Below are 17605 nucleotides of genomic sequence, written 5' to 3' on the forward strand. Positions count from 1 at the left end.
GTTGCGGCAGCTCAAGGCCAGAGGCCGCACCCGGGTCGGAGCGGTGTTCCGGTTGCATGTGGTGGCCTACAGCCTGATCCGCCTGGCCAACCTGCTCGCTCCACGGGAGGCGTTGGCATGAACCACACGGAGCCGGGCACTCAGAAGTGGTCAGCCGGCTGGGTATCTGTACGGGCGGCAACGATCACCTCCCGATGCGGCGACCAGCCTTGCGAGGGGGACTGGAGCAAGCCCACGCAGCCCAATCCGTCATAGATGGGCTCGGGTTGCCGGCTATTTCAGCAGCCTCCTAGAACCGCGGGCCTGGCCTCCTCGCCATGCCATTCAGGGATCGGGTGCTCCACTTGGGCCTCCGCGAACAGAGCGGCGATGCGCCGACCCAGCCCTTCCGGTTTCTCGTCGCGGGGTTCGCTCTGCACGGCCTGCCGCAGGCTTAGCCGAACTTCCTGCTCCATGCTGCGGCCATGGCGCTGGAGGGCCTCCTTCGCCGGGCGGTGGTCAAGCTGCTTCCTGGCCTGGAGCTGCTGGAGCCTGCCCTAATACCGCAACTTCAACGTCCGCGGCAGCTCCTCCGCAATCTCCCCCTCCTCCGTGAGCGCTGGATACGCCCGTCCCGTACGCCGGCACCACTCCGCCACCTGGGGATAGGCCCACTCGAACAGGATCCGCCGGTATTCCGGTTCCCCGCCGGGCACCCCTTCGCCCTGGCTGGGTATGAGCCCCGCCAGCTCCCGCTGCCGCAGCGCCTCGAACAGCAGCGTGGCCGCCGCCACGCTCACGTTGAGGCTCTGCACCATGCCCGTCATCGGGATGAAGATCGGCTGGTCCACCAGGGCGGTGGCCTCCTCGCTCAGGCCCCACTTCTCCGCCCCCAGCAGGAAGGCGGTGGGGCCGGTGAAGTCGCACTGGCGGTAGTCGATCGCGTTCACGCCCAGGTGGGTGCCGTAGAGCCGGAAGCCGCGCTCCTTCAGGCCCGTGAGGCACGCCTCGATGCTGGGGTGGGGCAGCAGCGGCACCCACTTCTGGCTGCCCTTGGCGGTTTTGTTGAACGTGCGCGGCCGGCCCGGCAGGCTCACTACATGGGCCTCCATCGCCCCCACCGCATCGCAGGTGCGCAGGATCGCCGAGAGGTTGTGGGGCTTGTCCACCTGCTCCAGCACCACCGTGAGATCGCCCATGCGGCGGTTCAGCACGGCCTGGAGGCGCTCGTAGCGGCGGGGCAGCAGGGGCATGGGAGCAGAGGGTTCAGAGAAGCAGCGTGCGGATGCCCTGCGCCTTCAGCAGGTCGGCGGCCTTGCGGTCGAAGGTGGCCAGCACCTCGCCGCCGAGCCAGTGGCCGCCATGGGCAATCACCCCATCGGCAAAGTCGCCGCCGGTCGCCAGCATCGTCAGACCAACCCCCACGGCTGGCCCATCGACCACCACCTGTTCAGAGGCCATCAGCGCCTCAATGGCGGCGATGCAGTCTTCACTGGTGAAGGCGTACACCCGTCGCAGCACCCAGACGAACTCGCACAGCACCGGCAGGGGCACGGCCACTAACTCAGCCTTCTGCAACAGCTCCGAGGCGGCCAGGGCCTGGCCCGGATCATCCTGAACGACAGCCCGCACCAGCAGATTGGTGTCAGCGGTGATCTTCACGCTGGCGGTGTCGAGGCTGTCTGGAGGTCTGCCCAGCCCTCTGCTGCCGCGGCATCGAGTTCGTCCAGGGTGGCCGTGCGGGTGCTCCTTCCGGCCAGAAGCCCAATGAACGACTGGATGGATCCGGTGGGCTTTTGCGCCTGAATCTGCAGGCGCCCCCCAGGCAGCACCTCCACATCCACCCTCTGGCCAGGCTGCACGCCCAGATGGCTGAGCAACTCCTTGCGCAGGGTCACCTGGCCCTTGCTGGTCACGGTGAGGGTGGTCATGGGTTGGCTGCAGGCTGCCACCAGCATGGTAAGGCAATCAGGCCTTACGGACGGCCGTCGCTACGCTGCGATCGTGACGCCAGGCCTGTCCCCACTGGAGCGGCTGCGCCAGGCGCGGCAGCAGGGCTGGTTGGCCGATCGGCGCCAGGCCGTGGCCGAGGTGCTGGCCGGCGGCGATGGGCTCGACGGCGTGCCATGCCTGGTTCTCCTCTTTGGCTCCCGTGCCCGCGGCGATTGGGATGGCTACTCCGACACCGATCTGCTGGTGGTGGCTCAGGCCAGGCAGCAGGCCGATCGCCTGGCGAATCTCCTGCTGCAGGCCGGCGTTGGCGATGATGTGATCGCGATGTCCCTGGCCGACTGGCAGGCCGCAGCCCACTCTCCCTCTCCCCACTGGCGCTCGATTCACGCCCAGGCGATTCCTCTCTATGAACGCCCGTCCCCAGGCCTGGTTGTTTCAGGCTGAGAACGATCTGCAGATGGCGTCCCTGGCCCTGGAGCACGGGTTTTTCGCCCAGTCCTGCTACCACGCCTCCCAGGCGGCCGAGTAGGCGCTCAAGAGCCTGGTTCTTGAGCTTGGCGTCGAGCCGCAGCACACCCGTGTCCTGGGTCAGCTCCTCCAGCAACTGGCCTCCCTCGGCGTGGACACGGCTCCCTTTGAGGCCATCCCGCTGCGGCAGCTCAGCCGGATGAGTGCCAGCAGCCGCTATCCGATCGATGCCACGCCGCCGGCCGAGCTCTTCGACCGCTCCGATGCCCAGCAGGCCATCGCCATGGCCCAGGCGGTGCTGAAGGCCGTGGCCGACCTGGACCGGCTGACTGGTTAGCGTCGTTGAGTCACCGACGGGTCGCCACCGTGCCCGCTGTAGCCCCTACCTGGTTGGAGCCGGCTTCGCTGCTGGTGGAGGGCGAACCCACGACCCTGCGGCTGAGCGGCTCCCGCCGGCACGTGCTCGACCCCATCGCCCGCGAGGGCCGGGTGCTCAATGCCGCCTGAGCAGGACGCCGCCCTGGTCCTGCTGGTGGCCCTGCGCCATGAGATCGCGCTGGTGGCGGCGCTGGATCCGTCCTTCCCCCAGGAGAGCTGGGGCTTCATGGCCCAGCAGGAGGTGGAGAACCTGCTCCGGGCCCTGATCGTGCTGGCTGATCGGCAGGCTCCCCTCTGCCACGACCTGGAGCTCCTCGAGCACCTGGCTCGCGTTCAGCTGCCGGAGGAGCTGGTGGAACTCCAGCCCTTCGCCGTGGAGGCCCGCTACAGGCCCGAGCCCACGCCGCTTCCGGCTCCGCGGGAGCAGCTGTTGGCCCTGATCCGGCGCCTGCGGGGCGATGTGGAGGCGGCGATTGCGCTGGCGGTGGCCCGGGCGGCTGGTGGAGCCGATCAGGCCTGATGGTTCCGGCTGTGGGTGACGGTTTCGATCAGCGCGTGTACGCGGCCGTGGCGCTGATTCCCCACGGCCGCCTGGCCACCTACGGCCAGATCGCCGAGCTGATCGGCGCCTACGGCTGCGCGCGCCAGGTGGGCTGGGCCCTGCGGCGCCTGCCGCTCCCCTCCGCTGTGCCCTGGCATCGGGTGGTGAATGCCCAGGGGCGCATCAGCATCACGCCCAGCCGCGAGGGCTCCGACTGGATCCAGCGGGAGCTGCTGCTTGAGGAGGGGATCCCGGTGGACGTGGAGGGCCGGCTGCCGCTGCGGGCCTACCGCTGGGAGGCGGCTCTGTCGGAGCTGGATGGGTCGGCCTTGGCTTCATCGCCCAGGGTGTAAGGCACCACCACGCCCTCCAGGGTTGGGGGAAAGTCCTTGATGTTGCGGCTCACCAGTCGCCGCCTCTGGCACTGGGCTGTCGCCAGGATGTTGCTGTCCAGGGGCCATCCGCTGCTGGCCATGGCCGCTACCCCCACTCCTCCCGCAGGGATCGCTCCAGATCCAGGCTGCTTTCGGGGCGCTGCCGCCAGAGGCCGAAAGCCTGCTGGTGGTCAGGGGTCTGGGCGCTGAGCCACGTTCTCAGCGCCTGACGCAGGGCTTCGGCGCGGGACAGTCCCCGGGCGCGGCAGAGGGCATCCAACCGCTCCCGGTCGGCTGCCGGGAGGTCGATGATGGTGCGCATCGGGCGTCATCAACTCTTGGCATCATGGCGGAGCTGGAGGTTGTCAGCCTCCTCCCGCCCCCGGGCGGCTAGTTGTGGAGCACCCCAGCCGCTCCCGCTTGTCCGCGCCCGCCCCCGTCACGCCTCCAGCCTCGTCCGACCCTGCGGCCCCGGCGGGTGCCGGTGCCGCTTCCGCCGCCATCGGCCTGGCGCCACGGCGGGTGGCCTGGCAGGTGCTGCAGGCGGTGGCGGCCGGCGCCTACGCCGATGGCGCCCTGGAGCGGGAGCTGCAGAAGGCGGCCCTCACTCCGGCGGACCGGGGCCTGGCCACCGAGCTGGCCTACGGCGCCATCCGCCAGCGGCGCCTGCTGGATGCCTGGCTGGATCGGCTCGGCAAGGTGCCGGCCGCACGCCAGCCACCCAAGCTGCGCTGGCTGCTGCACCTGGGTCTCTACCAGCTGCTGGCCACCGAGCGGGTGCCCGCCTCGGCGGCGGTGAGCACCACGGTGGAGCTGGCCAAGCGCGGCGGCCTGGCCAAGCTGGCGCCGGTGGTGAATGGGCTGCTGCGCGCCTGCCTGCGCCAGCGGCAGGCAGGCCAGAACCTGGTATTGCCGGCCGATCCCGCCGCTGCCCTGGCGATCCGTCGGTCGCTGCCGGACTGGCTGGCCTCAGAGCTGCTGCGCTGGCTGCCGCCCGAGCGGGCCGAGGCCTTCGGCGTGGCCTCCAACACGCCGCCGCCCCTGGATCTGCGCGTGAACCTGCTGCGCAGCAGCCGCGAGGCGGTGCTGGAGGCCTTGGCGGCGGCCGGCGTGGCGGCTGAACCGCTGGCGGATCTTGCCGCCGGCCTCACCCTCACCGGCCGCAGCGGCGATCTGCGCCAGCTGCCCGGCTACGCCGAGGGCCACTGGTGCGTGCAGGACCGGGCCGCCCAGCGCATCGCCCCGCTGCTCGATCCCCAGCCCGGCGAGCGGATCCTCGATGCCTGCGCCGCCCCGGGCGGCAAGAGCACCCACCTGGCCGAGCTGATGGGCGATCGCGGCCTGGTGCTGGCCCTGGACCGCAGCGAGGCGCGCCTGCAGCGGCTGCGCCGCAACCAGCAGCGCCTCGGCCTCAGCTGCATCGAGCCGCGGGTGGGCGATGCGGCTAGCTTTTCCGTGAGCCTTGCCGCCGAAGCGGAGGAGCGGAACGGCGCGGGGCCGCTGCCGTTTGATCGGATCCTGGTGGATGCGCCCTGCTCGGGCCTGGGCACCCTGGCCCGCCATGCCGATGCCCGCTGGCGCCTGGAGCCCGCCGCCATCGATGGGCTGGTGGCCCTGCAGCGCCAGTTGCTGGAGGGGCTGGTGCCCCTGCTCAAGCCCGGCGGCCGGCTGGTGTACGCCACCTGCACCGTGCATCCCCGCGAGAATGGCGAGCTGATCGAGGGCTTTCTGGCCGCCCATCCCGGCTGGCTGCTGCTGGAGAGCTGGCAGCTCTGGCCCCAGCCGGGGGCTGGCGATGGCTTCTTTGCGGCGGCACTGCAGGCGCCGGGCTGAGGGCTGTCGGCCTGCCGCCCCTGGTTTCAGGGCAGGGGCGGTGGGGCCACCGGCGGAGCTGCGGGGGTCAGTGGCGGTGGCGGCGCCACGGGTGCCGGAGCTGCGGGAGCAGGAGTCGGGGCTGGCGCCGCAGGAGCGGGCGTGGATTCGGGTTTGGCCGGCACCGGCTCGGGCAGCACCACCGGTTCCGGCACCGCCTCGCTGGGCCGGCCCGACTGCTCGGCCGCCGGCTCCCAGCGCCGCTCGGGCTCGCGCTGCTCGGGCTCCTGCGATCGTCCCCAGGGCCGTGAGGCCTGCCCCTGGTCCCTCGGCCTGAACTTGCCCGTGAGCACCGGCTTGGGTGGGAAGGGCCGCACCGGCAGGTCCTTCACGATCCGGGCCATGTAGTCGCTCCAGGCGTAGGTGGCGAGCACGCTGGTGCTGCCGGTGCTGCGGTTGTTGTCGTAGCCCAGCCACAGGCCGGTGGTGAGCTGGGGAATCGAGCCGATGAACCACAGGTCGCGGCCGTTCTCGGAGGTGCCGGTCTTGCCGGCCACGGGGCGCCCCGCCAGGGCGGCGCCGGTGCCGGTGCCGCCGCTCACCACTTTTTCCAACATCCACTGCATCGCATCGGCGATGTCGCTGTCCACGGCCCGCTTGCCCCGATCCCCATCGACCCGGCGGCTCCAGAGCAGTTCGCCGTTCGGCCCCTGGATCTCCTCGAAGGGCGTCGGGCTCACGTACACGCCCCGGTTGGTGATGGCGGCGTAGGCGGCGGTCATGTCGAGCACCGTCTGCTCGTAGGCGCCGATCGCCATGGGGTAGAAGCGGCCCAGCTCCCGGGTGATGCCCAGGCTCTTGGCAGTGGCGATCACCGGATCAAAGCCCAGCTTCTGCAGCAGCCCCACGGCCACCGTATTGAGGGAGTTCTGCAGGGCTATCCACATCGGCACGTTGCCCATGTAGCGGTTGCCGAAGTTCTTGGGGCAGTAGCCGGCAAAGCAGCGGGCCGAATCCAGCACCGTGTCCTCCGGTTTCATCCCCTCCTTGAGGGCCGTGAGATACACGAACAGCTTGAAGGTGGAGCCCGGCGAGCGCAGGGCCTGGGCGGCGCGGTTGAACTGGCTCTTGCTGTAGTCCTTGCCGCCCACCATCGCCCGCACCAGGCCCGTCCCCGGCTCGATCGACACCAGCGCCCCCTCCATGTCGCCGGGGGCATGGGCGTTGATCGTCTTCTGGGCCTGCTCCTGCCAGGCCAGATTCAGGCTGGTGCGGATCGTCAGGCCGCCCACCTCCAGCTGCTCAGGAGACAGCACCCGCGGCAGCTCCTGGGCCACCCAGCTGGTGAAATAGGGGGCGCGGCTGGTCCAGTACTTCGGCTCGGCGGGCCGCAGCCGCAGCGGCTCGGCATTGGCAGCAGCCAGCTGGGCGTCGTCGATGAAGCCCGCCTCGCGCATGCGCCGCAGCACCGTGGCGCGGCGCTGCAGGGCCAGATCTGGATTCACCAGCGGCGAATACACCGAGGGGGCCGGCGGCAGCCCTGCGATCAGGGCCGCCTCCGGCAGGGTGAGCTGGGCCGGCGTCTTGGAGAAATAGATCCAGGCCGCATCCGCCACGCCGTAGGCGCTGGAGCCCAGATACACCACATTCAGATATTGCTCCAGGATCTGCTGCTTGCTCAGCTGGCGTTCGAGCTTGCCCGCCAGTGCCGCCTCCTTCAGCTTGCGGATCAGGGTGCGGTCCTGGCTGAGGAACACCGTGCGGGCCAGCTGCTGGGTGATCGTGCTGGCGCCCTCCTCCACCGAGCCGCGGGTGAGGTTGCGCACCATGGCCCGGGCGATCCCCACCGGATCCACGCCGTCGTGCTGGTAGAAGCGCCGGTCTTCGGCGGCGATGAAGGCCCGCTGCAGCAGCTGGGGCATCTGGCCGCTGCTCACCTTCTCGCGGGTGGCGGGGCCGAGCTTCTGGATCACCTGCCCATCGGCCGAGAGCACGGTCACCGTGCCGGGGCGGTTGAAGGTGTTGATGCGGCGCACCTCGGGCAGCAGGCCGTCGATGCTGCTCACCAGGGCCGACTGCCCCAGGGCCACCCCCGCCCCCACCCCTGCCGCGGCCAGGCCGGTGAGGATCAGCTGGCGGCGGCGCCGGGTCACAGCGTCAGGGGCAGGGAGGCGGAGGGCAGCACCAGGGCGCTGTGGCCGATGGCCAGGGCAGTCACCAGCATCCCGAGCACCAGGAACGGCTGGGCACTGGCCTGGTACTTCACGTCAAAGGCCACCGGGTCGCGCAGCAGCCAGATGTCCTGGAAGGTGATCTGGGGAACGATCAGCAGCACCAGCAGCACGGCTGCGAAGTTCTGGCCGATGGCGATCAGCACCGCCACCATCGCCAGCTGGAAGCCGTCGATCATCGCGGCGCTGATCCAGCTGGCCCGTTCAATCCCGAATACCACCGGCAGGCTCTGCAGGCCCAGGGCCCGATCCCCCTCCACGCTCTTGAAGTCGTTCACCACGGCGATGCCCAGGCCCGCCAGCGAATAGGCCAGCGTGAGGATCGCGGTGGTCCAGGTGAGCTGGCCGAACAGGGCCTGGCCGGCCCACCAGGGCAGGGCGATGTAGCTGGCCCCCAGGGCGTAGTTGCCCAGCCAGCCGTTCTGCTTGAGCTTGAGCGGCGGAGCCGAATAGATGTAGCTCACAAACGAGCCGCCCAGGGCCAGCAGCAGCAGCACCGGCGTCTGGTGGCCCGCCCAGAGATCGAGCCCGTAGGCCACGGCCAGGCCGGCCAGCAGCAGGATCCAGATCTGGGCCTTCACCTGGCCCAGCGGGATCGCCCCCGAGGGGATCGGCCGGTAGGGCTCGTTGATCGCGTCGATCTCGCGGTCGTAGTAGTCGTTGATGGTCTGGGTGTAGCCGGCCAGCAGTGGCCCGCTCATCAGCATGCAGGCGAACGAGGCCCCCACTTCGCCCCAGGTCCAGTGGAAGTTGCCCGAGGCCGCCGCGCCGCACAGCACACCCCAGATCAGGGGGATCCAGGTGACCGGCTTCATCAGCTGCAGCCGGATCTTCCAGATGTTGCTGGTGCCACCGGCACCCTTCATGCCCAGCAGCTGGCGGGCGCCGGCGCCCGTGGCGGCGGTGGGGTTGGGGGAGTCGCTCACGCGGCGGTGATCTCGTCGTCGAAGAACCAGGTGGTGCCGCCGTTGGCCAGCTGCACCACCACGCCGATGCCCTTGCCGTCGGTCACCTTGAAGTCGGTCACGGTGCCGGTGGCATCGGCCTGCAGGGCCGCCACCAGCTCTGCGGGGATGCGGTCGCGCACCCGGGTGACCCGCACCTTCGAGCCGATGGTGATGGCAGCCTGGGTCATGGCCGGCGCTACTGGAAAAGTGGGGTCAGGTTAACCCGATGGCCGCTGGCCCTCCTGCGCGCTGGTCCACCGGCTCCACCGCCGTCCCCGGCGCCTCCGCGGCGTGGTCCCCAGACCCCCGTCGCTCTCCCTCGCGCCCCTTCTCCTTACCGCCCCGCCATGGTTGCCAAACGGATCATCCCCTGCCTCGACGTGGCCGACGGGCGAGTGGTGAAGGGCGTGAACTTCGTGGGCCTGCGCGATGCCGGCGACCCGGTGGAGCTGGCCTGCCGCTACAGCGCCTCCGGCGCCGACGAGCTGGTGTTCCTCGACATCGCCGCCAGCCACCAGGGCCGCGCCACCCTGGTGGAGCTGGTGCGGCGCACCGCCGAGGCCGTGACGATCCCCTTCACCGTGGGCGGCGGGATCAGCAGCGTGGAGGGGATCACCGAGCTGCTGCGGGCCGGTGCCGACAAGGTGAGCCTCAACTCCTCGGCCGTGCGCGATCCCGCGCTGGTGGCCCGTGGCGCCGAGCGCTTCGGCTGCCAGTGCATCGTGGTGGCGATCGATGCCCGGGCCCGTGCGAGCGGTGGCTGGGACGTGTTCGTGAAGGGCGGTCGCGAGAACACCGGCCTGGATGCGGTGGCCTGGGCCCGGCAGGTGGTGGGTCTCGGGGCCGGTGAGATCCTGCTCACCTCCATGGATGGCGACGGCACCCAGGCCGGCTACGACCTGGCCCTCACCCGAGCCGTGGCTGAGGCGGTGGACGTGCCGGTGATCGCCTCCGGCGGCGCCGGCAGCATCGACCACATCGCCCGGGCCCTCGACGATGGGCCCCAGGGCGGCAAGGCCGCGGCGGCCCTGCTGGCCTCGCTGCTGCACGACGGGGTGCTGACGGTGGAGCAGATCAAGGCCGACCTGCTGGGGCGGGGCCTGACCGTGCGGCCGCTGGAGGCCATCGCATGACAGCCTCTGCCGGGGCCCACCGGCGGCGACCCAACGCAGCGCACCGTTACGGCTCGTTACATTGAGACAACCACGAGCCCGGTCGGCGCCGCTGTGACGACCTTCCTGCATCCGCCCTCCCCCGCCCTGGCTCTGGTGATGGTGTCCGCCGTGGTGGCGCTGGTGGCCTGGGCCCTGCAGCTGATGCAGGCCGCCAGTGACCGCGGCGAGTTTGGCCTGATGCTGGCGGGCTGCATGGTGTGCTCCGCCGCCGTGGGCCTGGCGACGGTGATGGTGCTCAGTGTCACCGGCCCGGATCGGCTGGCGGCCCAGGGCTTCGCCCCCGGCGCCGGCCCCGCGGGCTATCGGGCCGACAGCGCGCGCGTGAGCCTTGATTCAATTTCCCTGCCCTGGGATAGCGGACAAGATGCGGCCCGGTGACCCTCAGGCGGTGCGGGATCTGTTCGAGCAGATCGCGCCCGCCTACGACCGCCTCAATGACGCCCTCAGCCTGGGGCTGCACCGGCTCTGGAAGCGCCAGGCCGTCGCCTGGCTGCAGCCCGGACCCGGCCAGCGCCTGCTGGACCTCTGCTGCGGCACCGGTGATCTGGCCCTGGTGCTGGCCGGAAAGGTGCGCCCTGGTGGCCTGGTGCTGGGCCTCGATGCCGCCGCGGCACCCCTGGAGCTTGCCCGCCGCCGTGCCGCCGCCCAGCCCTGGCTACCCGTGGAGTGGCGCCAGGGCGATGCCCAGGCCACCGGCCTGGCCAAGGGCTGGGCCGATGGCGCCGTGATGGCCTACGGCCTGCGCAACCTGCCCGATCCCGCCGCCGGCCTGGCGGAGCTGCGCCGGCTGCTGAAGACCGGTGGTCGGGCCGCCGTGCTCGATTTCAACCGCCCCGATCCGGCCAGCCCCGCCGGCGCGGTGGTGGCCGGCTTCCAACGGCTTTACCTGCGCCGGCTGGTGGTGCCCCTGGCGCGCCGCGCCGGCCTGGAACCTCATTACGCCTACCTGGAGGAGAGCCTGCGGCGCTTCCCCACCGGGCCGGAGCAGGAGGAGCTGGCCCGCACGGCCGGCTTCGCCTGGGGGCGCCACCGGCTGCTGGCCGGCGGCCAGATGGGGCTGCTGCAGCTGGTGGCCTGAGCGGCTCTCCTCAAATAGTGGCGTAGGTCACTCACCCTGCCTACATTCAACCCCTATCTTCGGCGGCAACCGGCCCCATCGCGATTCTCGCGGCCTTGGAAATCTTCCATATCCAGCCCATCGTCGATCTGGTAACGGGCCGCGTCTGTGGCGGCGAGGTGCTGTGGAGGCCAGGCGACAGTCCACCTAGCCCTGAGGAACTCGAAGCACTGGAGGAGGACCCCTCCTTCAACATCGCCCTGACCCAGGATTCCTTTGTCTTCGCCTTGAGGCTGCTGGACCGTCTGCAGTCCAATGTGTGGCTGTCGGTGAATCTTTCCAGTCGCTACATCGGCTCGGGCAAGATGTTCTTCCGCCCCATCTCCCGCGCCGTCGCCGACCTGGACACCCTGCGCCGCAAGGTGGGCAAGCGCCTGGTGGTGGAGGTGGCCGAGAAGGGCGTGGCCGGTACCAGCGAATCCCAGTTCCTCAATGAACTGGCGCTGCTGCACACCATCGCCGTGGACGACTTCGGCACGGGTGATGCGCCCCTGGCCAACATGCTCAGCCTCACCTTCCAGAAGGTGAAGGTGGATCGCTCCGTGATCTCCGGTATCGACGCCGACAGCTACCGCCAGCGTTTCCTGGAATGGCTTGTGGCCGGTTGCCATGCCATCGGCGTGGACGTGTGCGCTGAGGGGGTGGAGACCGAATCCGAGGTGGCCTATCTGCGCCGCATCGGCGTGAACCAGGGCCAGGGCTGGCTGTGGAGCAAGGCCGTGCCCGCCGAGCAGTTCGAGACCCTCGCCGTGCCTGCCGACCTGATCACCCAGTCGCTCGGACGCCTGCTCAACGCCTCCTGAGCTCACGCCGGGCCGGGATCAGCCGGCTGGTCTGGGATCATCGGGGGATCGCCCGTGGCGACCGGACCCCCGCGCCGCGGGGCAAGGGCCGCGCTGCCCCGGGTCGCCGCCGTATCGAGCCGATGCACTTCCAGGACATCATTCAGACCCTGAACCGCTTCTGGGCCGAGCGGGGCTGCCTGATCCTGCAGCCCTACGACACCGAGAAGGGCGCCGGCACGATGAGCCCCCACACGGTGCTGCGGGCGATCGGGCCGGAGCCCTGGGCGGTGGCCTACCCCGAACCCTGCCGCCGTCCCACCGACGGCCGCTACGGCGACAACCCCAACCGGGCCCAGCACTACTTCCAGTACCAGGTGCTGATCAAGCCGAGCCCCGACGGCATCCAGGAGACCTACCTGGCTTCCCTGGAAGCACTCGGTATCCGCGCTGCCGACCACGACATCCGCTTCGTGGAGGACAACTGGGAATCGCCCACTCTCGGCGCCTGGGGCGTGGGCTGGGAGGTGTGGCTCGACGGCATGGAGGTCACCCAGTTCACCTACTTCCAGCAGTGCGGCGGCATCGACTGTCGGCCCGTGTCGATCGAGATCACCTACGGCCTCGAGCGGCTGGCCATGTATCTGCAGGATGTGGAGAGCATCTGGGATCTGAGCTGGGATGGCCACCGCTCCTACGGCGACATCTGGCTGCCCTTTGAGAAGGGCCAGTGCACCTACAACTTCCAGGCCTCCAACCCCGAGCGGCTGCAGCAGCTGTTCGCGATCTACGAGGCCGAAGCCAGTGATCTGGTGGCTGCGAAGCTGCCGGCCCCGGCGCTGGACTTCGTGCTCAAGTGCAGCCATACCTTCAACTTGCTGGAGGCCCGCGGCGTGATCTCCGTGACCGAGCGCACCGCCACCATCGGCCGCATCCGCAACCTGGCGCGCCAGGTGGCTGAGGCCTGGCTGGAGGAGCGCCGCGCCCTGGGCTTCCCCTTGCTCAGTGAGGCCCAGCGGGTTGCTCTGGCAGCCTCGGAACCCGTCGCAGCCCCGCTGGCGCTCTAGGGAACCGGAGCCACCGGCCGGGCCGGGCCGTCGAGGGTGTTGCTGCAGAGGTCCAGCACGATCCGCTGCCCCACCGTGCCCGGCGCCGGCACCTCCCAGCCCTGCCAGATACCGTCGATGCGCCAGTTCTGGCGCAGGGTCTCGCACTGCACCCCCACCGCCGAGGCGGCTGCCCCCCGCAGGCCCAGGTCCGCGGCGGCGGGTTTCACCAGGGTGATGCGCACGCCGCCGGGGTGCAGCCGCCAGCCGGTCCAGTCCACAGCGGTGGCGTTGAACCACTTCCAGCGCGCCTGCCCCGACTGCTCCCGCAGCTCCAGCTCCGCCCGGTCGCGGCGCTCGGTGGGGCTCAGCAGCAGGGCCGCCGCGGCCGCCGCGCCGCCGCTTCCATCCGGTGGCGGTGGGGCCAGGGTCGCTCCGGTTCCGCCGCCGCCGCCGCTGTGCGCGCTGGGTGTGGCCGATGCCCCTGGAGAGGGCAGGCGCAGGATCTGGCCGATCTGCAGCAGGGCCGGATCGGTGATGCCGTTGAGCCGGATCAGGGCAGCCAGGGTTACGCCATGGGTCAGGGCCAGCTGCTCGAGGGTGTCGCCCTCCACCACACGGATCGTGCGTGTCTGGGCGATGGCGGGCGGCGTCAGGCCAGTCGTGAGGCAAAGGGCCGCGCTGAGCAGCAGCGGCACGGCGCTGATCCGGGGCCGTCGCCTGGCCCCCGTTGGCCATCCGATCGCGGCGACCCGGCGATTGGCGCGATGGCTGAACTGGCCCACGGTGTGTGCTGGCTGGAGTCCGGCTCCGAGGGAGCGCGGCCGAACCCTAGGGGAACCCTCAGGTCTCTGCCCCAGACCCGATGCCCGCCTGTGTGGTGTCACTCGCCCTGGCGGCCCTCGCGCTGGGGGTGCTGCCCATGGCCTGGCCCCTCAGCCTCATGGGCCTGCTGGCCCTGGCGCTCCCTGTGCTGATGGCCCCCCGTCCCACGCCCGGGCCCGAGCCGGCGCTGCCGCCGGGACCTGGGCTGCTGCAGCGCCTGGTCCTGCTGCTGGCCCTGGCACTCCTGCTGCTCTGGGGCCTGCTCCACCGCCCCCAGCCCGGCCCGCGGGACCCTTCCCGGCTGATCCCGCCCGGCCAGGAGACCTTGGCGCTGCGGCTGCGCGGGCGGCTGCTGGCCGATCCCCAGCCCTCAGGTTCGGGTGAGGGCTGTCGGGCGCTGCTGCAGCTGAACCACGGCCGCAGCGAGCTGCAGTTCAACCCCTGTCCCAGGTTGCAGCAGGGCTGGAGCCTGGAGGCGGAGGGTTCCCTGGGGCGGCCCCGGCCCGCGCCCCACCCCCTGCTGGCTGGTCCCGCTGAGCGGCTGGCCCGCCAGGGGGCCTGGAGCCTGCTGCGGGTGGAGCGCTGGCGGCTGCTGGAGCGCCCCGCTACCCCCATGGCCGACCTGCGCCGCCGCATGGCCGCCGCCCTGCTGGCCGTGGGTGGGCCCGAGGCCGGCGGGGTGCTGGCCGCCCTGGTGCTCGGCAGTGCCGTGGTGCCGGTGCCCCTGGCGGTGCGGGAGGCCTTCCGGGTGGCCGGCCTCTCCCATGCCCTGGCCGCCAGTGGCTTTCACCTCACGGTGCTGCTCGGGGCCGTGATGGCCCTGGCCCGCCACGGCCCGCGCCCGCTGCGCTGGGGCCTGGCCCTGGGCGCCATGCTGCTGTTCCTGTTGCTGGCGGGCCCCCAGCCCTCGGTGGTGCGGGCGGTGCTGATGGGGGCGATGGCCTTCCTGGTGCAGGAGAGCGGCCGCCGTAACAGGCCGCTGGGGGTGCTGCTGCTGGCCTGCCTGGGGATGGTGCTGGTGGCGCCGGCCTGGCTGCTGGATGTGGGTTTTCAGCTCAGCGTGGCGGCCTGCGCCGGCCTGATGCTCACGGCCCGCCCCCTCGAAGAGCGGCTGGGGGCCTGGCTGCCGCGCTGGGTCGCCGCCGGGGTGGCAGTGCCTCTGGCGGCCTCGCTCTGGACCCTGCCGCTGCAGTTGCTGCACTTCGGCGCCCTACCCGTCTACGCGGTGCCGGCCAACCTGCTGATCGAGCCCCTGCTCACCCCCCTCACCCTCGGGGCGATGGCGATGGCCGTGGCCGCCGTGCTGGCGCCGCCGCTCGTGGGTCTGCTGGCCCTGCCGCTGTTGCCGCTGACGCGCCTGTTCCTCTGGCTGGCCCAGCTGTTCGCCGGCCTGCCCCTGGCCCAGTGGCAGCTGGGGAAGATGCTGCCGCTGCTGGTGCTGCTGTTCTCGCTGGGCCTGCTGCCCTGGCTGCTGCCTCTGCAGTCCGGAGTTCAGGCCTGGCGCCGCCCCGGAGCCCTGTTGCTGGCGCTTGCCTTCGCCCTGCACCTGGCCCTGCTGGGCGGCGACCAGCTGCTGCTGGTGCATGAGGGCCGCCGCGACCTGCTGGTGGCCCGCCACGGCGGCCGCGGTGCCCTGGTGAGCCGCAGCGCCGATGGCCTCAGCTGCGGCCGCGCCCGCCAGCTGGCCCTCGGGCTCGGCTTGCAGCGCTTCGACTGGATCCTGCTGCTCGATGGGGTGGCCGCCGAGCGACCCAGCTGCTGGCGCGAGATCAGTCCCACCGTGCTGGCCCCGGGCGACGGCAGTCCGCCCCTGGCCGTGGGTCAGCGGTTGGCCAGCCCCGGTTTGGCGGTGACGGCCCTCGCCGCCGACAGCCAGGCCCTGCTGCTGCGCTGCGGCCGTCTCGCCTGGGCGCTCCTGCCCGACCGCCAGGCCCTCTGGAGCTGGCGCCGGCTGCCGCCCCAGCCCGTGCGGGGACTGTGGCTCGGCTTCCGCCCGCGCCAGGCTGAGCGGCGGGCCCTGCCGCGCCTGGATCCCAGCCGGCTCTGGATCAGTGCCGCCGGCTCCGCCAGTGGATGGCAGCAGAGCTGAGCGGGCCGGCCGATCCCTAAACTGCTGACGATCCGCCTGGCGGATCCGGCCTGAGGCTGACCGCATGCGGGGTTCGCACCTCGTCGCGGCCCTGGCGGCTGTTGGAGAGGTGGCTGAGTGGTCGAAAGCGAACGACTCGAAATCGTTTGAAGGGCAACCTTCCGTGGGTTCGAATCCCACCCTCTCCGTTTTTACAGGATCCGAAGGGATCCGCAGAAATCCCAAAATCCCTGCAGTGCAGCCGATCTGCTCTTTTGGGTCGTCCGGGTAGATCCGCTGAGAGCCCGCTACAACCGCTGCGGATGACGGTATTTTTGACGGTATAGCCAGCCGGGATCGGGTCTATACCGTCACCCTGCTTGCTGAACCGCCGACATCCACTCCCGCGCCAGCGTTCCGGCGCTGTCCGCCATGCTCAGTGACAAGGCGATCCAGGCCCTACGGCCCGACCCGGACAGGCCGGGCACCAAGCACCACGACCGGGATGGCCTCTACCTCTGGGTGGCGCGCTCCGGCTCCAAGACCTGGCGCAAGGACTACCGCTGGCAGGGAGCACGCCGCACCTTCACCATTGGCGCCTACCCGGCTATGCGGCTCGCCGATGCCCGCAAGCAGGCCCTGGAGCTGAACACCTGGATCAAAACCGGGATCGATCCACGCACACAGGCCCCAGGCCAGCAGCGCAAGCAGGTGCAGAACAGCCGCCGTCCGTTTGCCCAGATCGCTCAGGCCTGGTTTGAGCACCACAGCGCCAGCTGGAGCCCCCGCTATTGCAGAGATATGCGAGAGAAACTTGATCACTTCGTGATACCGGCACTGGGTCAACTGGATATCGATGCGATCACCCGCAGCGACATCGAAACCCGTCTGCTTGCGCCCATCCTCGCCAGGGGTGCCCATGAACAGGCCCGCCGCTGCAACGACGTCACCCGTCGCGTGATCGAGCACGCGGTTGACCTCGAACTTCGACAGGACAACCCCGCCGTCAAAGCCCGCAAGGTCATCGCCGCCACGCGCGTCACCCACTACCACCGCATCAGCTGGGTGGAGCTGCCCGAGCTGCTGGAGGCCATCGAACGGTTCGAGCAACAGCGGCTGGCCGAGCGCAGCAGCCTCATCGCCCTGCGCCTGATGATGCTCACCCTGGTGCGGCCCAGTGAACTCCGGGAAGCCCGTTGGAGCGAAGTGGATACCGAGGGTCGTCAGTGGATCATTCCCGCTGAACGCATGAAGACCCGCGTTCGTCACATCGTGCCGCTCTCCTCGCAGGCGCGGTTGTTATTTGAGCTGCAGCGGCCGATCAGTGGCCACACCGATCTGGTCTTTCACACCCCCAACCACCGCGGCAATGGAGAACTGCGGGTGATGAGCAATGGCTGCCTCTCGATGCTGCTGCGGCGCATGGGCTTCCAGGGGCGGCAGACACCCCATGGTTTCAGGGGCTTCGGGCAGACCAACTGCATCGAGCAGCTCAAGATCCCCAGGGTGGTGACTGAGAAGCAGCTGGCCCATGCCGATGGCAACAGCGTCAGCCGGGCCTACGACTGGGCCGAATATCTCGAGGAGCGCTCCGACATGCTGCAGCGCTGGGCCGATCTGCTCGATCAGGTGGCCGTCGCTGCTGGTCTGGCGCCGGTCTCAGAGCTGAGCGCAGAGATGGCTGCTCAACCATCAGCGCTGCAGGCAGCCTGACGCTTCGAGGTGATCCAGGCCTCCAGCTCCTGCTGGGACCAGGCCACCGCCCGTGGGCCAATCACGATCTGCCTGGGGAACTCGCCTGTGGCGATCAGGCTGTAGATCGTGGTGCGTGAGAGGCCGACCCGGTGGATCACCTCCGGAAGCCGCACAAGTCGATCGGTTGCGGATGTCATGGCTGATGGTCTGGGTC

At 70.5% G+C, this 17605-nt stretch carries 22 protein-coding genes, 1 tRNA gene and 1 pseudogene; 14 read left to right on the forward strand and 10 right to left on the reverse strand.

The features are described 5' to 3' along the window. Positions 1-278: 278 nt before the first annotated feature. The 4 genes from CJZ98_RS18020 to CJZ98_RS12425 form a co-directional block, all read right to left on the reverse strand. A complete protein-coding gene (locus CJZ98_RS18020; protein WP_198537756.1) occupies positions 279-455 on the reverse strand; it encodes a hypothetical protein in 177 nt (58 codons plus the stop codon). An 81-nt stretch (positions 456-536) separates the two neighbouring features. Then, the gene (trmH, locus tag CJZ98_RS12415; protein ID WP_094591455.1) at positions 537-1232 is read right to left on the reverse strand and encodes a tRNA (guanosine(18)-2'-O)-methyltransferase TrmH; all 696 of its coding nucleotides are present in this window, start codon (positions 1230-1232) and stop codon (positions 537-539) included. Positions 1233-1245: 13 nt separating this feature from the next. Beyond that, the gene (locus CJZ98_RS12420; protein WP_094591456.1) at positions 1246-1641 is read right to left on the reverse strand and encodes a type II toxin-antitoxin system VapC family toxin; all 396 of its coding nucleotides are present in this window, start codon (positions 1639-1641) and stop codon (positions 1246-1248) included. After that, the gene (locus CJZ98_RS12425) at positions 1638-1910 is read right to left on the reverse strand and encodes an AbrB/MazE/SpoVT family DNA-binding domain-containing protein (protein WP_094591488.1); all 273 of its coding nucleotides are present in this window, start codon (positions 1908-1910) and stop codon (positions 1638-1640) included. The genes CJZ98_RS12420 and CJZ98_RS12425 overlap by 4 nt, the downstream gene beginning before the upstream one ends. Positions 1911-1935: 25 nt before the next feature. Here CJZ98_RS12425 and CJZ98_RS12430 point away from each other — a divergent pair, with 25 nt between their 5' ends. The 5 genes and pseudogenes from CJZ98_RS12430 to CJZ98_RS12445 all read left to right on the forward strand — a co-directional run bounded on the left by CJZ98_RS12430 (position 1936) and on the right by CJZ98_RS12445 (position 3672). Beyond that, complete coding sequence (locus tag CJZ98_RS12430) at positions 1936-2376, forward strand: nucleotidyltransferase domain-containing protein (RefSeq protein WP_198537758.1); 441 nt, start codon at positions 1936-1938, stop codon at positions 2374-2376. A 13-nt stretch (positions 2377-2389) separates the two neighbouring features. After that, positions 2390-2737: pseudogene (locus CJZ98_RS12435) on the forward strand (HEPN domain-containing protein). Positions 2738-2766: 29 nt separating this feature from the next. After that, the gene (locus CJZ98_RS18850) at positions 2767-2907 is read left to right on the forward strand and encodes a hypothetical protein (protein WP_198537760.1); all 141 of its coding nucleotides are present in this window, start codon (positions 2767-2769) and stop codon (positions 2905-2907) included. After that, complete coding sequence (locus tag CJZ98_RS12440; protein WP_198537763.1) at positions 2897-3298, forward strand: HEPN domain-containing protein; 402 nt, start codon at positions 2897-2899, stop codon at positions 3296-3298. Before CJZ98_RS18850 ends, CJZ98_RS12440 begins: the two co-directional genes overlap by 11 nt. Next, positions 3298-3672: an MGMT family protein gene (locus CJZ98_RS12445; RefSeq protein ID WP_094591458.1), complete on the forward strand. Its 375-nt coding sequence runs from the start codon at positions 3298-3300 to the stop codon at positions 3670-3672. The genes CJZ98_RS12440 and CJZ98_RS12445 overlap by 1 nt, the downstream gene beginning before the upstream one ends. Positions 3673-3799: 127 nt before the next feature. Here the strand turns inward: CJZ98_RS12445 and CJZ98_RS12450 are convergent, their stop codons facing one another. Further along, positions 3800-4015 carry a ribbon-helix-helix domain-containing protein gene (locus tag CJZ98_RS12450; RefSeq protein WP_094591459.1) on the reverse strand — a complete coding sequence of 72 codons (216 nt, stop codon included), beginning with the start codon at positions 4013-4015 and terminating at the stop codon, positions 3800-3802. 179 nt (positions 4016-4194) lie between these two features. Here CJZ98_RS12450 and CJZ98_RS12455 point away from each other — a divergent pair, with 179 nt between their 5' ends. Continuing rightward, the gene (locus tag CJZ98_RS12455) at positions 4195-5526 is read left to right on the forward strand and encodes a 16S rRNA (cytosine(967)-C(5))-methyltransferase (protein WP_232756455.1); all 1332 of its coding nucleotides are present in this window, start codon (positions 4195-4197) and stop codon (positions 5524-5526) included. Between the two features lie 26 nt (positions 5527-5552). On the opposite strand, the gene CJZ98_RS12460 is transcribed toward CJZ98_RS12455, so the two are convergent. Genes CJZ98_RS12460 through petP form a run of 3 tightly spaced genes read right to left on the reverse strand, consistent with a single transcriptional unit; the run spans position 5553 to position 8871 of the window. Next, positions 5553-7658, reverse strand: coding sequence for a transglycosylase domain-containing protein (locus CJZ98_RS12460; protein ID WP_094591460.1), 2106 nt, complete (start codon positions 7656-7658; stop codon positions 5553-5555). Next, the gene (gene chlG / locus CJZ98_RS12465) at positions 7655-8602 is read right to left on the reverse strand and encodes a chlorophyll synthase ChlG (RefSeq protein ID WP_232756456.1); all 948 of its coding nucleotides are present in this window, start codon (positions 8600-8602) and stop codon (positions 7655-7657) included. Before chlG ends, CJZ98_RS12460 begins: the two co-directional genes overlap by 4 nt. A gap of 56 nt (positions 8603-8658) precedes the next feature. After that, positions 8659-8871 carry a cytochrome b6f subunit PetP gene (gene petP / locus CJZ98_RS12470; protein ID WP_094591462.1) on the reverse strand — a complete coding sequence of 71 codons (213 nt, stop codon included), beginning with the start codon at positions 8869-8871 and terminating at the stop codon, positions 8659-8661. Between the two features lie 159 nt (positions 8872-9030). Here petP and hisF point away from each other — a divergent pair, with 159 nt between their 5' ends. From hisF to glyQ, 5 genes are all read left to right on the forward strand, one after another. Beyond that, positions 9031-9816 (forward strand): imidazole glycerol phosphate synthase subunit HisF, encoded by a 786-nt coding sequence (gene hisF, locus CJZ98_RS12475; RefSeq protein WP_094591463.1) that lies wholly within the window; start codon positions 9031-9033, stop codon positions 9814-9816. A 93-nt stretch (positions 9817-9909) separates the two neighbouring features. Beyond that, the gene (locus CJZ98_RS12480) at positions 9910-10236 is read left to right on the forward strand and encodes a hypothetical protein (protein ID WP_232756449.1); all 327 of its coding nucleotides are present in this window, start codon (positions 9910-9912) and stop codon (positions 10234-10236) included. Beyond that, positions 10223-10936 (forward strand): bifunctional demethylmenaquinone methyltransferase/2-methoxy-6-polyprenyl-1,4-benzoquinol methylase UbiE, encoded by a 714-nt coding sequence (gene ubiE / locus CJZ98_RS12485; protein WP_094591464.1) that lies wholly within the window; start codon positions 10223-10225, stop codon positions 10934-10936. The genes CJZ98_RS12480 and ubiE overlap by 14 nt, the downstream gene beginning before the upstream one ends. 95 nt (positions 10937-11031) lie before the next feature. Continuing rightward, a complete protein-coding gene (locus tag CJZ98_RS12490; RefSeq protein ID WP_157910974.1) occupies positions 11032-11778 on the forward strand; it encodes an EAL domain-containing protein in 747 nt (248 codons plus the stop codon). 122 nt (positions 11779-11900) lie between these two features. Further along, positions 11901-12824 carry a glycine--tRNA ligase subunit alpha gene (gene glyQ / locus CJZ98_RS12495; protein ID WP_094591466.1) on the forward strand — a complete coding sequence of 308 codons (924 nt, stop codon included), beginning with the start codon at positions 11901-11903 and terminating at the stop codon, positions 12822-12824. Here glyQ and CJZ98_RS18360 read toward each other — a convergent pair. Beyond that, positions 12821-13501: a LysM peptidoglycan-binding domain-containing protein gene (locus CJZ98_RS18360; protein WP_198537765.1), complete on the reverse strand. Its 681-nt coding sequence runs from the start codon at positions 13499-13501 to the stop codon at positions 12821-12823. The genes glyQ and CJZ98_RS18360 overlap by 4 nt on opposite strands. Positions 13502-13668: 167 nt before the next feature. On the opposite strand from CJZ98_RS18360, the gene CJZ98_RS12505 reads away from it, so the two are divergent. From CJZ98_RS12505 to CJZ98_RS12515, 3 genes are all read left to right on the forward strand, one after another. After that, positions 13669-15717 carry a ComEC/Rec2 family competence protein gene (locus tag CJZ98_RS12505; RefSeq protein ID WP_094591467.1) on the forward strand — a complete coding sequence of 683 codons (2049 nt, stop codon included), beginning with the start codon at positions 13669-13671 and terminating at the stop codon, positions 15715-15717. Between the two features lie 103 nt (positions 15718-15820). Then, positions 15821-15905 (forward strand) — tRNA-Ser (locus tag CJZ98_RS12510). A gap of 223 nt (positions 15906-16128) precedes the next feature. After that, positions 16129-17409: a tyrosine-type recombinase/integrase gene (locus CJZ98_RS12515; RefSeq protein WP_094591468.1), complete on the forward strand. Its 1281-nt coding sequence runs from the start codon at positions 16129-16131 to the stop codon at positions 17407-17409. Here the strand turns inward: CJZ98_RS12515 and CJZ98_RS12520 are convergent. Continuing rightward, complete coding sequence (locus CJZ98_RS12520) at positions 17382-17588, reverse strand: helix-turn-helix transcriptional regulator (protein ID WP_094591469.1); 207 nt, start codon at positions 17586-17588, stop codon at positions 17382-17384. The genes CJZ98_RS12515 and CJZ98_RS12520 overlap by 28 nt on opposite strands. Positions 17589-17605 lie beyond the last annotated feature (17 nt).

Source organism: Vulcanococcus limneticus LL (assembly GCF_002252705.1).
GTDB lineage: Bacteria > Cyanobacteriota > Cyanobacteriia > PCC-6307 > Cyanobiaceae > Vulcanococcus > Vulcanococcus limneticus.